Below are 17268 nucleotides of genomic sequence, written 5' to 3'. Positions count from 1 at the left end.
GCACGCGTTATCCGCCGTCAGCCAGCGCACGGCATGGTCCGTCAGGCCTCGGCCGCGATGGCCGGTATGCGCTCGCGGCCCAGCAGCACGAACACCAGCCCCGCCACAATGAACGTGATCCCGGCGAGCAACTCCAGCACGCGGCTGAACACTGCGGTGTAATCGCTGCGCAGTTGCTCCACCGGCACTTGCGGCAGCTGCTCGACCACCGCCGCCAGGTTGCCGATGGCCAACTGGTTGGCGCTCATCAGGCGCTCCGCCGGGGCCATTCCCAGCGGCTCCAACTGCGCGGCGATCAAGGTTGCCAGCAAGGCACCGACCACCGCGATCGCCACTGCATCGGCGGACACCCGCACCGTGTTGAAGATGCCGGTCGCCATGCCAGCGCGCTCGCGCTCCACGACACTCACCGCCAACCCGTCCATCAACCCCCAGGGCAGGCCGATACCGATGCCGATCATCAGCAGCGGCGCATCCGGCGCGACGCCTTCCGCCAGGTTGCGCGCCAGCCAGAGCAACCCGCCCGCGACGATCAGCAGGCCGATTGCCGAGAGGCTGCCAGCGCTGAAGTGCTTTGCCAGAAGCGCTGCGACAAAGGGCACCACCAACAGCGGCGCCGACAGTGCCAGCATGGTCCAGCCGGCCTGCAGCGCGCCCTGCCCCTCAACGCCGATGAAGCGTCCCGGCAACAGCACGATCAGCACCACGTAGGCAAAGGCCGGCGACGCACCCAACAGTTGCACGCCGACGAAACGCCAGTGGTTGAACAGCGAGAGGTCCAGCAGCGGCCGCTGGACACGACGCTCGATGGCGATGAACGCCGCCAGGAGCACGGCACTCGCCACCAGCGTGACGATGACCGCAACGCTGCTCCAACCCTGTTCCGGGGCCAGCAACAGACCGTAGGTGAACAGGCTGAGCGCGGCGGTGAAGCTCAGCGCACCGGGCCAGTCCAGGCCACGCGCCTGTGGGTCGCGGGTCTCGCGGCAGAAGTACACGACCACCGGCACCGAAGCCAGCGCACAGGCTGCCGGCACCAGAAACACCCAGCGCCAGCCCGGCCCATCGGTGAGCCAGCCGGCCAGCAATGGGCCGAAGGCCAGGCCAACGCCGAAGGTCGTCCCCAGCAGGCTGAATACCCGCGTGCGGATCGGCCCGTCGAACTCCTGCGCGAGCGCCGCCATGGCGGCGGCAAAAGCAGCCGAACCACCGGCGCCCTGCAGCAGGCGCAACCCATCGATGGCCACCACCGAAGGTGCCAGGGGAATTGCCAGGGTAGTCGCGCAGAACAGCGCCAGGCCGACCAGCCAGATGCGCTTGCGGCCGTAGACGTCGGCCAGGCTGCCCGCCGCCATCATCGCCGCGCCGTAGGCGAGCACGTAGCCGTTGACGATCCAGTTCAGCGCCACCGCCGAACCGCCCAGTTCATGGGCAATGGCCGGCAACACCACGGCCGGGCCGGTGAAGCACAGGGGAATCAGCACCGCCGTCAGGCTGGCGGCGAGCAACAGCAACCAGCACGAAACGTCATTGCCGTCTTGTCGAGTGTCGTGGGAGGGATTCATGGTGGGTCCGTGATGATCCGAAGAAGACCCGCTGCACCCTAAACAACCCGGCATTACGGAAAAACAGGCTAGGATTCCGAACATAACGGACACCAATGTCCGCAATTCATACCCTGCCAAGCGGCACAATGGACGCCCGCCTACACGGATACATTCACATGGACAGCCTCAACGGGCTCCGGGTCTTCCTTCAGGTCGCCGACACCCTGAGCTTCGCCCAGGCCGCGCGACTGCTCGGCCTCTCCGCCTCGGCAGTGGGCAAGAGCATTGCGCGCCTGGAGGATCGCCTGGGCGTGCGCCTGTTCCATCGCAGTACGCGCAGCCTCAGCCTGAGCAACGAGGGGCAGCTGTTCCTCGAACGCTGCCGACGCATCCTCGACGAGCTGGAGGCGGCAGAGCAGGAACTGGCGCTGTCCACCCAGCAGGCCCGCGGCCGGCTGAAGATCAGCATGCCGCTGGTGGCCGGCCTGCTGCCCCAGGTGCTACCGGAGTTCCTGCGCTGCTATCCGCGCATCCAGCTGGACATCGACTTCACCGACCGCCTGGTCGACGTCATCGAGGAAGGTTTCGACCTGGTAGTACGCGGCGGCGAACTGCGCGACTCACGGCTCAAGGCGCGCAAGCTGGGCGATTTCAGCCTGCTGCTGGTAGCCGCGCCGGCCTATCTGCGCCAATACGGTACGCCTCGCCGGCCGGCCGACCTGAACCAGCACCTGTGCCTGCACTACCGCTACCCCAGCAGCGGGCTGGTGCAACGCTGGCCACTGAACCTTGCGCCGGGTGAGTCGGAGCCGCGCCTGGAGGGCGGCCTGATCTGCAATACCGCCGACATGCTGATCAACGTCGCCTGCCAGGGCATGGGCATCGCCTGCCTGCCCGACTTCGCCGTGCGCGGTGCGCTGAACGACGGCAGGCTGGTGCAGGTGCTCGCCGAGCACACCGCGCACCAGGGCAGCTTCCACGCGCTGTGGCCGGCAGGCCGGCGCATGCCGCTCAAGCTGCGGGTGTTCCTCGACTTCCTTGGCGACCGCCTGTTCGTCAGCCGATGAAGCAGGTCAGCGGATGAACTGCCTGCTGATCTCGCGGAAGACCTCTGTCCCAGCACGCTCCAGCCACTCGAAGGCGACCATCTCCCGCGAGACGACCACCGCGCCGGCCTGACGCATGCGCTCCAGCGCCAGCGCCTTGTCCTGCGGACGACGCGAACCGAGCGCCTCCTCCACCACGAACACTTCGCGATCTTCGGCCAACAGGCCGAGGACCGTCTGCAGCACACAGACATGCGCCTCGGTGCCGCACACCACGAACTGCCGGCGATCGCCGCCGGGCATCTGCAACAGGCCGGGATCGTTAACGGCGGAGAAGGCGACCTTCTCCAGCAGCTCGCCCTCGTCCAGCTCGTCGCGCAGCGCCGGCAGCGTCGGCCCGAGCCCTTTCGGATACTGCTCGGTGGCCAGCACCGGCACGCCCAGCCGCCGCGCGATGGCCAGCAACCAGGCGCTGTGTTCCAGCATCGATGCGTTGGCGTGGATGGCCGGGAACAGGCGTTCCTGGATGTCGATGATCAGCAGGGTCGACGTACGCGCCTGAATCAACATGGGCAATCCTCTCGAAAATCCCTTTGTCGACCAGGCGCGCGCGGGTGTCAACTCAAGGCTTGAGTACTGCCGGCTTCGCGCTGCCCGCCGCCTTGGTGGCCGCTCCGGATGCTGCGGCGCCTGCGGCAACCTGCGCAGCGCCAGCCCCGATGGCCCGTTGCATCTGCTGTGCCATTTTTTCCTGAACGGCTGTAGCCGCACTCATGCCCTGCTGCATGGTTTGCTCCGTCGATTCCTGCTTCGATTGTGCCCGAGCGACACGTTCGGCATTAAGCTGAGCCCCCAATGTCTGCAGTAACAGTGGCAGTTGATCCAGCGCAGCGGGGGAGAGTGTCTTCCCCGCGGTCGCCCCTGTGCCCCCCACATCTCGCATGCCCGCACCGTCGTTGGCCGAAGCGGCGCCCAGGCTCTTGATCAGCGAATCAATCTGCGCCTGTATCTGCGCGAATTGCGCCGCGTTGTCCGGCTGACTGGCGGAGCTCGACAAGCGAGCGATGAGCTGCTGTATCTGCTCGACAGCCTGGGTCTGCTGAGGGTTCGCCCCGTCTTTGATCTGCTGGACGAGGCCGTTGGCCTCATTCATGGCGTCCTGGTACTGCTGATGGGCGTCACTGACCGCAGTGCTGGTGCGGGCTGGCAGTCCCGCCACCGTTCCCGGATCGGTCTGCGCCCCGCTGGCGGGTGCAGCTGGCGATGCGGAAGCCGCACTCTCGGCGGGCTTGCCGGCGGTCTGCTGTGCTGCCTTGAGCGCCGCCTCCTTCTGCGCCTGAAGTTTCTTCAGTTGCTCGCTCTTCGCATCAGCGGCAGCACTGGCCTGTGCTTTCAAGGCAGCCTCCTTCGCCTTCTGCGCCTGCTCGCGCGCGCCCGCATCTCCCGGCTGCTCCAGCGGGCGACTTTGGGTCAGGTCCGGCGTGCCACTCTGTTTCTGCTTTGCCTGCTCGATGAGCGTATTCAACTGTGCGGTATCCAGCTTGCCCTTGGCAGGCCCCTCCAACTGCCCAATCAAGTCGTTCATGTGCTGTTCCAGCGCCGCGAGCTGGGCGGGACTAGCGGCCTCAGACTCTCCTGTACCGGTCATTTGCTGCTTCTGCGCGATGAAGGCAGCATTCTCCGCCTCGATCTGCTGCTTGGCCTTCACGAGGTCCTCAATCAATTGCGGCGGGGCTTGCTCAAGCAGCGCATTGATGTCCACCGGCGTCACCCTCGCCGCGTCCGTCCCAGCGCCGGCAACCTGCGCGGGCGCGCTCTGGGCCAGCGACTTGAGCATCGCCGCGTCAGCGGTGGTGGTGCCACCGGGGGCCTGAAGTCGCGCGGCAGCCTGGGGTTGAGCCGAAGCGCCCGAGGCCGGTTTGTCCTTCGGGTCCTGGTTCATCTTCAGGTTGAGCTGACGCTCGTCGCTGTTGTCATGGCTGTCGGCACCGACCTTCACCAGCGTCCCGCTGATCTGCGTGCCCTGGCCGGACTCTATGCTCGCCTGCTGGTCCACCACGGTGCCGCCGGCGACTCGCGTGCTGCCGCCCGACTGGATCAGAGTACCGCTGGACGCCGCGCGGTCGGTAGTCGACTCGCCGGCGCCCAGGCTGCCCTTCTTCTTGCTGCCGGCCGCGTTGGTTTGCAGGCCTCCGGACACCTCCAGGCGCTTGCCCTCGCCGGTCTCGGTGCCGCTGGTGGCCCCCAGACGAACGTTGCCGCCCGCAGCAATTTCGGTATCCCCGCCGGTGCTCAGGCGAGCGCCCTCGAAATTGCTGTCGCCGCCGCTGCGGATACTGATTCCGCCATTACCGGCCTGGATGCTGCCGCCGCGTGCCAGATCGCTCCGGTCGTTGGACTCATCGTGGGTGAAGCCACCGCTGACCGAGGAACTGCCCGCCCGCTCCGTGCTGCCGCCGACCTCGACGCTGGTGGAGCTGGACTGGCTCTCGGCGGTGTCGTGGGCCGCCTTGAAGTTGACGTTGCCGCCGGCATCGATGCTTGCGCCGTTGCCGGCCGCCAGTTGGGTGCCCTCCAGGGTGGTATCGCCCCGGGTGCGGATGTTTAGGTTGCCTCCCGCGCTGATACCACCGACCTGCGCCGTGCTGCTGCTTGAGCTGGACTGCGACTGGCTGTGCCCGGCGGTCATCTCGCCGCCGGCCTTGCCCACCACATCCACCTTGAGCTCGGCATTGGTGCTCTGCGAATGGCTCTCGCTGCTGCTGGTGTCACGGGCAGCCTGGTAGTCCAGCGTGCCGGCCTGCAGGTTGACGTCGCCCCCGGCCTGCATCTGCGCACCAATCAGTCGGGTGGTGCCGCTGGAGCTGGAGTTGATGTTGCCGCCGGCCTTGTAGCGAGTCGTCACCGCCTGGGTATCGCGCTGTTCGGCGCTTTCGCTGCCACCGTCATAGCTGGCGCGTATACCCACCCCTGCGCTGGCACCCGCGCCGGCTTGAGTTTCGCCCTTGTGATTGGCACCGGCGGCGGCTTCTGCTCCGGCGCTCGCACCGACACCAACCCGCGCCTCGTGGTGGCTGCCGTCGTTGCTGCTGTACTGGCTGTCGCTCACCGCCACATCACGGATTTCCCGCGCCGATTGGTGGATGTCACCGCCTGCCTCCAGCTGGGTTCCCTGATCGGTAAGGGTGCCCGTGGCGGTGCGGGTGAGCGTGCCGCCGGCCTTGAAGCTGGAGGTCACCTGCCTCACCGAACCGCTGGTTTCGCTGCTGTCTTCGCGCTGGTAACGCAGCCCGGCGCTGCCGTTGGCTTCACCGCCAACGCTGGCTTCGGCCTTGGCGCCGGCGCCGGTGCTACCCACCTTGCCATGGGCGCCAGCGGAGGCCTGGGCGCTGGCATCACCACCAAAGTAGACGCCAGCCGTTTGCGAGGAATGGTCGCTGGAATGTTCGTCGATGTCCTGTGCAGCGCGGTTGTCGATGTTCTTCGCAGCGATGTTGATATCGCCGCCGGACACCACATTCGCCCCGACGAAGGTGGCGTTGCCCTGGCTGCTCAGATTCAGGTCGCCGCCGGCCTTGAGCGTCGAGCCGATGTTGCGCAGGGAATAATCCGAACTGCTGTCGTGCTCGGTACGCACACCGATGGTTGCCGTACCCTCGGCGCTGGCCGACGCTGCGGCCTGTGCGCCGGTCTTGGCGCCAGCGGGTACGCCGGCCTGGGCTTCGGCGCTGGCCTGGGCGCCCGCCTGCGCGCTGCCGTCGCTGAAGATGCCGGTTGACTCGCGGGAGGTGCTGGTGTTGCTCCAGGTTTCGTTACGGCCAGCAAGCACTTCGGTGTTTCCGGCATTCAGGGTCATGTCGCCACCGGACTGCACCGTCGAGCCTTGCACCTTGAGCGTACCGTCGGTGTTGGCACGCAGGTCGCCGCCTACCTGCAGCGTCGAACCGACGCTGGTCCGCGAGCCGGAGTTGCTGGTGGTGGTGGTGCGCTCGGAGAACTTCAGGTCGCCGTTGCCGGAGGCCTGCGCGTCGGCCGTCGCCTCGGCACCAGCCGACGCCTTGCGACCTTCGGCTCCAGCGTGAGCGCCGCTGCCTGAGCTGGACGAAGCGTTGCCGGCGCCGCCCACCTTGAGGAAGGTCGTAGTCTCGGTCGTCTTGCTGTGGCGCTCCTCGTCCAGCCCATCGAGTACATTGATGCCCTTGCTGGCATCGATGTCGGCATCACCTGCGACCTTCATCGACGAACCCTGCAGGGCCATGCTGCCCTTGGAGTCCACGCTGGCATTGCCGCCGACGGTGATGCCGGAGCCGGCGTTGGTGCCTTTGAAGTCGTCAGTGGTAATAGTTTCGCTGCCCGCGAGCCCACCGCCGACACCCAGTCCGGATACGTGACTGCTGGTCTGGGTGGAACGCGTATCCTGGCGTGCCTCGACGCTGAAGTCACCGCCGGTCTTCACGGCCAGATCACCGCCCGCGCCGACCGTCGAGCCGGCAATGGTGGTATCCCCGCCGCTGCTGATCGCCAGCTTGCCGCCGCTGCTCAGCGTAGAGCCGATGTGTTGATCGCCGGTAGTGGTCTGCGATCCCCAGGCGTTGCCGCCGCTGTGCTCCGGCGCGACGTAGCCAGTGGTGGTGGTCGTATGGCTGACGATGGTGTCGAAGGTGACATTCTCGCCGGCGGTGAGTGTCGCATTGCCCTGGGCGGCCACGTTGCCGCCGGTAACGGTGAGGTCCTTGCCGGCATTCATCGCCAGGTTGCCGGTCGACTCGATGCTTGCCGTGTTGCCGATGCTCGTCGATGCGGTATGGCTATCGCCATTCTGCTCGGCCAGAGTCTGATTGCGAATGCTGCCCTGACTGGACGCCAGGCTTACGTCGCCGCCGCGCAGGGTGCCGCTGGTGTTGCTGATATCGCCGCTGGTATTTACCGTCAGGCGGTTGCTGCCAGCAATGGTGCCGCCGGTGTTGTTCAGACCGGAGCCACCGATAGTGATGTCATTGGCGGCAATCACGGCCCCCGTGGCGACCGACGCGATGGTGTTCGCGGCAAGATAGACACGCGGCGCCAGCACCTTCTGGCCACCCACCTGGACTTCCTCCATCCAGACGATGTCCTGGGTCAGCGAAGCGGCCTGCTCGGTTGTCAACGGTTTGCCGAATTCCAGACCCAGCGCCCCGCTCTGGGCATAGGCCTGATCCATCATCTGCTTCATCTGCTCAGCTTCGTTGGCGTAGCCGTGGATCACGTTGCTGCCGATCTGCTGGATCAGCTGCTGGCGGATCAGGTAGGCCTCGTAGTCGGCATCGCCCAGGCGTTTCTGCAGGGTGTCGGTGTCGTATCCGTAAAGTCGCGCCAGGTAATCCGAGCCCAGGTAAGCGGAGCCAACGGCGAATAGCGGGTTGGTTTCGATCAGGAAGCCCGCGCCTGGCTCGCGGCTGATCACAAAGTAGCCGTTGGGATTGCTGGGCAGGCGCAGGTCCAGGGAGGCGAAGGACAACGGGCCTCCGGCGACGATACCCACGCGCCCGGCTGCATCGATGGCGCCCAGCGAACTGACACCGCTGGCCACTGTACTGCCCTCCCCCGCGCTGCTGCGAGTCTTGACGGAACCAGAGATCAGACCGCTCTGGGCAGCCCTGGTAGGGTCGCCAGCATAGGGAGAACCGGCGTTGTTCAATGTGCCCGAGGTGAAGCGAAAATCGCTCGCAAAGATCCCGGCACCGAAGCCACCCAGGTTGGTCGGAGTTCCTTTGCGCACGGCCCCGGCGATGGATGCCTGCTGGGCCCAGCGTTCCAGCTCCGCAGGGAAGCTGCCACCGGACATCTCCTCGCTGCGAGCCCACCCCCAACCGGGGTTCCAATCCCACATGTCGTTGTCATCGTCATCCGGGTCACCGTCCCAGCCATCGCGATTGGGGTTGATCCTGGCCCAGGTGACGAAGTGGTCATCCGCCGACGACTTCTCATCGTCAACTCGAATCCAGCGACGGGTGTAGTCGAATGAATAGAGGATCAAGTCCTCGTTGGTGAACGTCCCCGTGCCGCCAATCGACACGTTGCTTGCCGAGAGCACAGCGATCTTGTTGAGGCCGGAACCACCGTAGTTGACGCTCAGCCGGGATCCGGAACCGGTGGCAATGATGCCCGCCTTGGGCAATGCCCGAAGCGCGCTCTCGGTGATGCCCACCAGATACTCACGCCGGGTGAAGTCTTCTTCGTAGACCCAGGCGTTTATCCCCTTGTCGAGACTGCCCTCGTTGGCAATCTGCCACGAGTTGCGGTTACGAATCTCCTCTGCGCCACCCAGCGCCTTGCTGATGGATTGCCCGCTGGCCAGCGTGGTTTCGTTCGTGAAGCTACGGAGGGTATTGATGGTGATGTTGCCCAGCGCCACCACCGAGCTGTTGTTGACGAAGTCGTAGCTGTTGCTGGTCATCCCGCCACTACTGTCGATAGTCGCGCCGACGCGGTTGTATACACCGTTCTCGGTGGCGTTCAACCACAACCACTGTCTGGCATACAGCGCCCCGTAGTTGTCGATCGCGCCGCTGGAAGCTCTCACGTCAAGCTCGCCCAGGGACGACAGCCCACCCGTGTTGTAGTTGTTGATAGTGCCGGCGTTCAGATTGAGGTTGGCGTTGGCGTGAATGGCACCGTAGTTGTTCAGCAGGGTGCCTATCGTGAACTGGCTGTCGCCGGTGGAGCCGCCGGCGACGATGGCCGCGTTGTAGTTGCTCGCCGCTCCGTTGGTCAACCAGTCCAGCTGCGCGGCAATCGTACCCGCCGTGCTGACCTTGCCCTGGTTGTCCAAGGAGCGGCCGTACAGGTTCAGCGCATTGCCGGCCAGCAATACGCCGGAAAGGCTGTTGTTCAGCGCGGCAAACCGTGCGGCGTTGTCGCCGATGCGCAGGCTGCCGGTCGCCTGGATACGCCCGGTATTGGTGAGGTTGGCCGTCGTGGCGGTATCGAGGCTGAGGTTACGGTCCCCCAACAACTTGCCGGTATTGCTCACATCGCCCTGAGTGCTCAGCGCCAAGTCGCCCGCACTGTGCACCTGCCCGCTGTTGCTCAGCAGCCCCCTGCTGAGCAATGACGTGGCGCCTGCGCCTTCGATGTTGCCGCTGTTGTTCAGCGCACCGCCCTGCAACAGCAGGCTGCCCGAGGCGTACTGGGCCCACAGCGTACCGCTGTTCTTCAGCGCGTCGCTGCTGGTGATGCTCAGGCTGCCGGCCGATTGCAGTTGGCCCTGGTTGTCGAAGCTGCCCAGGTTGAAGTTGTCCTGGCTGCCCGCCACGGTGGACGCCAGCAGCTTGCCCGCTCCCGCATTGAGCAGGCTGCCCGCCGTGATTTGCGTACCGCTCCCCGCCTGGATCGCGCCACGGTTCTCCAGTGTTGAGCCCGCGAGCACGAGACGCCCGCCGGTCAGCACCTGGCCGTTGTTGAACAGGGCAACGCGGCGATTCAGCTCGCCCAGCGCCAGCCCCGTGCGTCCTTGCAGCAGCCCCAGGTTGCCCAGGCTGAAATCGCCCAGGGCCGAGGTCACGCTCAGCGCGCCATCCGCGATGACCTGGGCGCCGGCGCCGTTGCTCAATGCGCCCCCCACGTCCAGGTGCAGGTCGCCGGCGCTTTGCAGCGTGCCATTGTTGACGAAGCTGTCGGCCGCAGCCGAGCGAGCGGTAGCTCGCAAGTCACCGCCTCCATCCAGCACACCGCTGTTGTCGATTCGCTGTGCGCTCACGTCCAGCGCGCCATTGCTACCACCATGCGCGCTATCGAGCGCCAGCAGTTTGCCGCGGTTGCCGAGCACCCCATCGGCGTCGATGCGCAACGCGCCGGCCGACTGCACAGTCCCCTGGTTGGCCAGCGCGCCACTCAGGCGAATCTGCGTGTCCTTGCCAGCCACCGTTGAGCCGAGGATCTGCCCACGATTGTCCAGGCTTCGCGCGTTGATCTGGCTGCCGTGCGTCGCCTGCAGCGTGCCGGCATTGGTCAGTACGCCGGCCTGGATCGCCAGGGTATCGCCCAGCAGTTGGCCGCTCGCTTGGTTGTCCAGCTTCAACTCGCGCCCGGCAGCACCCAACCGCAGCGCACCCGCCGCCTGCACGGTGCCGCTGTTGCTCAAACCGGCGCCCTGTACATCGAGATCGCCGCCGCTGAGCAGTTGCCCGGCGTTCTCCAACTGCCCGGCCGCTTCCAGGCTCAGGCCACTCTGCGCCTTCACCTGGCCGGCGCTGCGCAGGCTGCCGGTTTCCGATGCCAATTGTGCACGGGTCCCGGCGCTCAGTGTCGCCGTGTCCAGGTTCACATCACCGCGGCCGCGCAGATCAAGACCGCTGCCGGCATACAGGCTCGCGCCGCTGGCCCCCACCTGCAGGCTGCCGAAACGCAGGGTCGATGCGCCGCCAGCCCCCCAGGCGGAACCGTCCACCGCCGCATTGCCGCTGATACTCAGGCGCAGGTTACGGGCGGCGAAGCGACTCTGGCCCGCGGAGCTGTCCAGCAGGCTGGCAGCGCTCACGCCAAGGTCGCGCTCGGCGGTCAGCTTGCCAGCGTTCAGGCTGACACCACCGACGCCCGCATCGAGTCCGATATCGCCCTTGGCGCTGAGTTCGGCGTTGCTGCCATTGAGTTGCAGAGCGCCGCCATCGACCTGGCTGCCGGTGTACTTCACCGCCAGGTTCTGCGCGGCGCCAACCCGCCCGTTCAGCTCGATCCGCCCGGAAGCGCTCAGGGTGAAGTCACTGGAGCTGGCCGCCTCGCCGCGCATGCGCACGCCAACGCCATCTTCGGTCGCGAGCAGGCGGATGCGGTTGGCGTACATGCCGCCCAGCGCCGTGGAGTCGATGGCGTAGGCCGGTTTGTCGCCGTCCGCCGCCAGGGCGTTGACGGAGCGATCGGCATAGTTGAAGCGGTTGCTGCCGGCGACGATGCCGACATCCTTGCCGTTCACCTGGCCATCGATCAGCACGTTGCGCGCCACCAGGTCGAGCACGTCCTGGCGCTGGCCATCCAGGCCCTTGCCGGTGACCAGGATATCGCCACGGTTGACCTGGAAGCCGCTCACCGAACCGTCCGCGCCCAGCACCGGCTGGCCAGTGGTGAGAGTCGCGCGGTCACTGTTGATGAAACCACAGCCGGCGCAGGTGATGCCGTATGGGTTGGCAATGATCACGTCGGCCTTGCCGCCGAGCACTTCGGCGTAGCCTTGCAGGCTCGAACGATTATTCGCCACCACCTCGTTGAGGATGACCCGCGCCTGATCGTTCAGGTTGAGGTTCGGCATCACCTGGCCTGCCAGCTGCGACTGCAGGGCTCCCGTGCCCGTCTTCGCCGAGTTGTTGTTGAGCACCTGGCCGCTGGGGTCGATGTTGTACTGGATGTAGCGGTTGTGCGAGACACCGGCGGCATTGCCGGCAGCGATGTCGATGACCTGCACACCGTTGCCGGCTCGGTAGGCCTGGGTGTTGCCATCGGCAATCTGCACCCCGCCGGCCAGCGCCGACTGCGCGTAGAGCGCGGCGGACAGGCTGCCCAGCACGAACACCCCGATCTTCCCGCCCGCCCCTGCGCTCCCCGCACCGGCCGCGCCGCGCTTACCCTGGGAGCAGGCGTGCTCCGAGGCGACGACGAAGGCGTTGCGGCACAAACTCCAGATCACTCGATAGACGTGGTTCATGACGGCTGCTTCCTCAGAAACTCAGGCTGGCGCTGAAGTAGGTGGAATCGCTGGGGCGATCGAGAAAATCCGGCTTCTCGAGAGGCCAGGCGTGGAAGACATCGAGGTTGAACACCCCCAGGGTGGTGCTGACGCCCAGCGCCGCGCCGGTCAGCTTGCCTTGCGGCAGGCCGGGCTCGCGGTTCCACACCTTGCCGTGGTCCAGCGCGACATAGGGCCGGATCTGTCCGGCCAGGCCCTGGCGCAGGGCGAAGCTGCGGTGCAGGTTGAGTTGGTTGCGCAGGAACCAGCCGTTGTCGCCCGACAGGCTCTGGTCCTCGAAGCCGCGCACGCTATAGAGGCTGCCGACGAGTATCTGCTCGGAGCCGTAGAGCACGTCCTGCGCCTTCTGCCCGGTGAACTGCGAGGTGAAGCTCCACGACTGGCCGAGCATCAGGAACGGCCGGAACCAGTTGGCGCCGTACTTGAACGCGGTGTACTGCGCACGGGGCGCGTAGTCCGGCAGGCCGGACGGGTCATCCAGCGCATCGAACAGTTTCAGGCCACGGGAAACCCCAGCGTTTACGGTGAACGAGCCGCCGAGCAACTGGGTGGTGAAGGACGAATCCAGGTCCAGCACGGTCAGCTTGCGACTGCTGACGTCCAGGTAGATGTCTTCCAGGTAGTTCTTGAAGTCCTTGCGGGTCAGCGTCGCCGACAGGTTCCACAGTGATTGCCGGCCACGCCAGGCCACGTAGTCGGTCCGCAGCGAGTAGAAACTGGAATCGCCGCTGGTGCGCAACCGAGTGCCGCCGGCCGTACGGATGTGGCTGGCGTAATGGGTGTCGGAGGCATTGAAACTGACCGTGGCGTAGCCGAAAGGCACCACGTAGCTCAGGTTGCTCAGGTACGACGCGCGGCTGCCAGCGTCATAGGGCACGGCACGCCGATGGGTGAGGCTGAGGAAGTCGTTGAAGCCCAGCGGGTTGTCCAATGCCAGGTTGGCGCCGGCCTGGTTCTGCCCGGTGGAATCCTGGCCATAGTTGTCGTAGGTGAGGTTCAGTCGTGCCGGTCGCATGGGATGGTTGCTGAACAGCACCACACTGTCACCCGGCGCACTGCCCGGCGCGATGTCCATCACCGCGTCGTTGGAAGGCAGACGGTTGATCTGGTCCAGCGCCTGTTCGAGATCGCGCAGGTTCAGCGGCTTGCCGACCACCCCGGGCGCGACGTTGGGCACTGAGATGGAGCCGGCGCCGCCGTCCTCCACGCGGATCGTCTCGACCCGGCCCTCCTCCACGTCCACCGTCAGCGTACCGCCGGAAAGATCCTGCGCCGGCAGGTAAGCCCGCGCCGCCACATAGCCCTTGGCGATATACGCCGCGGTAATGGCCGACAGCACCTGCTCGATCTCCCGCACGCCCAGACACTTGCCTTGGTAGGGCTGCACCAGCAGGTCGACGCTAGAGGGGCGGATCAGCTTCGCACCGCGTACCTCGATAGAGCGGATATCCCGGCAGGGGCCTTCGGGCAGCTCCCGCGCCTTGCCGGCCGGAACCTGCAGGTGCGTGGGTGGCTCTGCGGAACTGCGGTCCTGTTGCTGTTGCTGCTGCAGGCGTTCGATCGAGTCGCGTTGCAGGCGGTCGGCCTGGCGCACCGCGTTCTCGATTACCGCACCCGGCCCGGCGGCATTGCCAGCGCCGGGCCACAATGCGGCGAACAGCAGAAGGGAACAGCGGCCGATCGTGCGCAGCGCGCTACCGATCATGGATGCACATCCTGGCAGGGACATCGTCGAACCTCTCCTCGGTTTGGGAACGCCCACCGCAAGACGCCGAGCAGACAGATGCCCGGTACGACGGGGGGCTGGGGGACGAGGAGAAGGCTGCCGTGGCAACGGCGCTCAGGAGATCGAAAGGGAGACAGCCACGACGGCTGCCATCAGCGGGCACGACGACTCGACCATGCCCTGGGTCTCTCCATGATCCTTCGAACTGCGTCCTTTGGGTGGGATCAGCTTAGGGAGGGCGGTGGCGGCGGCACATACGGCAAGTGTCGTATTTTTGAGACACCTTTGATGCGGGAGCACCGGTCTTTCCGATGCCGGTGAATACCGGAATAATCCCGTCCGACAGAACAACAACGAGCCAGACAGGAGTGGACCATGGGCAAGAGCATCAGCATCGCCGCGCGTGACGGCAGCGGCAGCTTCAGCGGTTATCTCGCGGTACCGGCCAGCGGGCGTGGCCCCGGCGTGGTGATCGGCCAGGAGATCTTCGGCGTCAACGCCAACATGCGCAGCATCGCCGACAGCTACGCCGAGGAAGGCTACGTCGCCCTGGTACCCGACCTGTTCTGGCGCCTGCAGCCCAACCTCGAGCTGGGCTACAGCGAGGCCGAGTTCGGCCAGGCCATCGACCTGTTCCAACGCTTCGACGTGGACAAGGGCGTGGACGACATCGCGGCCGCCATGGACGCCCTGCGCGCACTGCCGGAAGTCGAAGATCGCGGCATCGGCTACGTCGGCTTCTGCCTGGGCGGCAAGCTCGCCTACCTCACCGCCGCGCGCACCGACGCGGCCTGCTCGGTGGGCTACTACGGCATGGGCATCGAGCACCTGCTGGACGAGGCGCAGAATATCCGGGGTCGCCTCGTGCTGCACTTCGCCGAGCAGGACGTGTATTGCGACGCCAACGCCCGCGCAGCCATCGGCGAGGTGCTGGGCAAACTGCCGAAGGCGGAGATCTACAGCTACCCCGGCGTCGACCACGCCTTCGCCCGCCCCAACGGCATGCACTTCGACAAGCCCGCCGCGCTGATGGCCCACGAGCGCAGCATCGGCGCGCTCAAGCGCGAGATCGGCCCGGACTTCGACCTGTCGAAACTCTGGGAAGACCACATCCACCACGAATTCGCGGCCCGCGACGTGCCCGCGACCATGGCAACCATGGTCGCCCAGCCTTACGTCAACCATATCCCCACCATGACTGGCGGCGTCGGCCAGGACGAACTGGCGCGCTTCTACCGCAACCACTTCGTCCACGGCAATCCGCCGGACATGAAACTGGTGCCGATCTCCCGCACCGTCGGCGCGCTGCAGGTGGTGGACGAATTCGTCATGTGCTTCACCCACTCCACCGAGATCGACTGGATGCTTCCCGGCGTGCCGCCCACCGGCAAGTACGTGGAGATCCCCATGCTCGGCGTGATCCGCTTCCGCGGCGACAAGCTGTGCCACGAACACATCTACTGGGACCAGGCCAGCGTGCTGGTGCAGATCGGCCTGCTCGACCCTGCCGGCCTGCCGGTGGCCGGCGTGGAGACGGCGAAGAAGCTGCTCGACGAGAGCCTGGTTTCCAACACCCTGATGAACAAGTGGAAGGACAGCGACGGTCGCTGATCCTCCGCTCGCACAAGGAGCCACTGATGTACCCCATAGGGAAATGGATCTGCGCCGCGCTGCTGGTACTTGCCGGTAGCGTTGGCGCAGCGGAGCGCACCGCACAGCCCTGCGACGACGCCACCCTGCAGACCCTGGCCGGGCTGCTCGGCCAGCAGGGCTGGCAGGCACCGGAGTCCGCTGCGGCAACGCCGGTGGTCGCTGCCGCCTGCAAGGCCTGGCCGGATGATCCGAAGCTCGAGGTGGTCGCAGTCGCCTACAGCACGGCGGACGACAAGACCGAGCCCGGCGAGCGCAACCTGAACCTGCTGGTCGGCCAGTTCGACACGGCCAGCGGCAAGCTGGTGACGCGCGTCGACGACAGCATCGGCGAGGACGCCATGGTGGAGATCGACAGCTCCAGCCTGTGGCTCGACACCGCCCGCTATCGCCTGGCGCCGGATGTGCGCGGTTTCGGCCTGGTCATTGGCAGCGTGGCGCGCGGCGCGAGCTGCCCGGACGCCTGGTCCTACGACGACTTCAGCCTCTACGCGCCGCAGGGCGCCAAGCTCAAGGAAGTCTTCCGCACCTACCTGCGGCAGTGGACGACGTTGGAGGGCCAGACTTGCAGTGATCAGCGCACGGTCATCGAACGCTCGCAACTCACCCTGTCGATGGGCCAGGAAGTCCATCACGGCTATGCCGACCTGATCGTCACCTCGAAGGTGCAGCGCGAATCGGCGGGTGAGAATGTCGGCGCCTCAAGAGTTGTGCGCAAGACCGTCAGCTTCGACGGCGAGCGCTATCCGTTCGAGGAATGTTCCACCTTCTGGCAGAGCCAGCCGGCACTGTAGGAGCAAGCGCGCTCCTACAAATACCAAGGCCGCCCGAAGGCGGCCTTGGTATATCTTGTCGTACCGATCAGTGTCCGGTGTTATCACCACGGCGGCTGGTCTCGAAGAGGAACCAGGTGCGCTGCTCGGTCTCGTCGATCCAGTTCTCGATCAGGCTGGCAGTGGCGATGTCGTGGTACTCGTCGCACAGGCCATGGACCTCGCGCATGTAGGAGGTCAGCGATTTGTTGTCCTCCTGCAACTCGGCCAGCATGTCCAGCGGCTGCACGAACTCGGCATCGTTGTCGAGGATGCGCTTGAGGCGCGCGATGTGGCCGATGGAGCGGATGGTGTTGCCGCCGATCTTGCGGTTGCGCTCGGCAATCGCGTCGGTCATCGCGAAGATCTCGGTGGCGTGGTCATCCAGCAGCAGGTGGTAGTCGCGGAAGTGCGGACCGCTCACGTGCCAGTGGAAGTTCTTGGTCTTCAGGTAGAGCGCGAAGACATCCGCCAGCAGGCGATTGAGCGCCGCAGACAGATCGCGGGTGGCGTTCTTGCTCAGGTCAGACGGCGTGGCCAGCGCGGGCGCACGGCGCGGGACGGCCTTGGCAGCAGCCGGTTTTGCGGCGGCAGGCTTGGCAGCGGCCGTCTTCGCAGCAGCGGGTTTGCTGGCAGCGGCCTTGGCGGCCGGCTTGGCAGCGGCCGGTTTTGCGGCAGGTTTGCTGGCCGCTTTCGCAGCCGGCTTCGCGGCGGGTTTGGCCGCTGCGGGTTTCTTCGGAGCCGATGCGGATTTCTTCATCACCAATCA

8 protein-coding genes are annotated in these 17268 nt (G+C 66.1%); 3 read left to right on the top strand and 5 right to left on the bottom strand.

What is annotated here, in order from left to right; translation table 11 throughout:
- Positions 1-41 precede the first annotated feature (41 nt).
- A complete protein-coding gene (locus GJV37_RS01415; protein ID WP_170859366.1) occupies positions 42-1565 on the bottom strand; it encodes an MFS transporter in 1524 nt (507 codons plus the stop codon).
- 158 nt (positions 1566-1723) lie between these two features.
- Between GJV37_RS01415 and GJV37_RS01410 the strand changes: the two genes are divergently transcribed.
- Complete coding sequence (locus tag GJV37_RS01410; protein WP_170859367.1) at positions 1724-2614, top strand: LysR family transcriptional regulator; 891 nt, start codon at positions 1724-1726, stop codon at positions 2612-2614.
- A 6-nt stretch (positions 2615-2620) separates the two neighbouring features.
- On the opposite strand, the gene GJV37_RS01405 is transcribed toward GJV37_RS01410, so the two are convergent.
- Genes GJV37_RS01405 through GJV37_RS01395 form a run of 3 tightly spaced genes read right to left on the bottom strand, consistent with a single transcriptional unit; the run spans position 2621 to position 14016 of the window.
- Positions 2621-3163 (bottom strand): hydrolase, encoded by a 543-nt coding sequence (locus GJV37_RS01405; RefSeq protein WP_170859368.1) that lies wholly within the window; start codon positions 3161-3163, stop codon positions 2621-2623.
- Between the two features lie 52 nt (positions 3164-3215).
- Positions 3216-12269, bottom strand: coding sequence for a two-partner secretion domain-containing protein (locus GJV37_RS01400; protein WP_193452104.1), 9054 nt, complete (start codon positions 12267-12269; stop codon positions 3216-3218).
- A 13-nt stretch (positions 12270-12282) separates the two neighbouring features.
- The gene (locus tag GJV37_RS01395) at positions 12283-14016 is read right to left on the bottom strand and encodes a ShlB/FhaC/HecB family hemolysin secretion/activation protein (protein WP_193452103.1); all 1734 of its coding nucleotides are present in this window, start codon (positions 14014-14016) and stop codon (positions 12283-12285) included.
- 396 nt (positions 14017-14412) lie between these two features.
- Between GJV37_RS01395 and GJV37_RS01390 the strand changes: the two genes are divergently transcribed.
- Positions 14413-15648, top strand: coding sequence for a dienelactone hydrolase family protein (locus GJV37_RS01390; protein WP_024762871.1), 1236 nt, complete (start codon positions 14413-14415; stop codon positions 15646-15648).
- A 26-nt stretch (positions 15649-15674) separates the two neighbouring features.
- A complete protein-coding gene (locus tag GJV37_RS01385; RefSeq protein ID WP_170860113.1) occupies positions 15675-16481 on the top strand; it encodes a PA3715 family protein in 807 nt (268 codons plus the stop codon).
- Positions 16482-16548: 67 nt separating this feature from the next.
- Here GJV37_RS01385 and GJV37_RS01380 read toward each other — a convergent pair whose 3' ends face one another.
- Positions 16549-17259 carry a Dps family protein gene (locus tag GJV37_RS01380; protein ID WP_084359461.1) on the bottom strand — a complete coding sequence of 237 codons (711 nt, stop codon included), beginning with the start codon at positions 17257-17259 and terminating at the stop codon, positions 16549-16551.
- Between the last annotated feature and the right edge of the window lie 9 nt (positions 17260-17268).

Origin of the sequence: Pseudomonas nitroreducens, from assembly GCF_010994165.1 — a bacterium.
GTDB classification, from domain to species: domain Bacteria; phylum Pseudomonadota; class Gammaproteobacteria; order Pseudomonadales; family Pseudomonadaceae; genus Pseudomonas; species Pseudomonas nitroreducens.
Note: the sequence above shows the minus strand (reverse complement) of the source record. Positions and strands in the feature narration are given on the sequence as shown.

Coding starts and splice junctions, on each gene's coding strand:
- GJV37_RS01410 (WP_170859367.1), top strand. CDS start 1,724: ATGGACAGCCTCAACGGGCTCCGGGTCTTCCTTCAGGTCGCCGACACC.
- GJV37_RS01380 (WP_084359461.1), bottom strand. CDS start 17,259: ATGAAGAAATCCGCATCGGCTCCGAAGAAACCCGCAGCGGCCAAACCC.
- GJV37_RS01385 (WP_170860113.1), top strand. CDS start 15,675: ATGTACCCCATAGGGAAATGGATCTGCGCCGCGCTGCTGGTACTTGCC.
- GJV37_RS01415 (WP_170859366.1), bottom strand. CDS start 1,565: ATGAATCCCTCCCACGACACTCGACAAGACGGCAATGACGTTTCGTGC.
- GJV37_RS01400 (WP_193452104.1), bottom strand. CDS start 12,269: ATGAACCACGTCTATCGAGTGATCTGGAGTTTGTGCCGCAACGCCTTC.
- GJV37_RS01405 (WP_170859368.1), bottom strand. CDS start 3,163: ATGTTGATTCAGGCGCGTACGTCGACCCTGCTGATCATCGACATCCAG.
- GJV37_RS01390 (WP_024762871.1), top strand. CDS start 14,413: ATGGGCAAGAGCATCAGCATCGCCGCGCGTGACGGCAGCGGCAGCTTC.
- GJV37_RS01395 (WP_193452103.1), bottom strand. CDS start 14,016: ATGATCGGTAGCGCGCTGCGCACGATCGGCCGCTGTTCCCTTCTGCTG.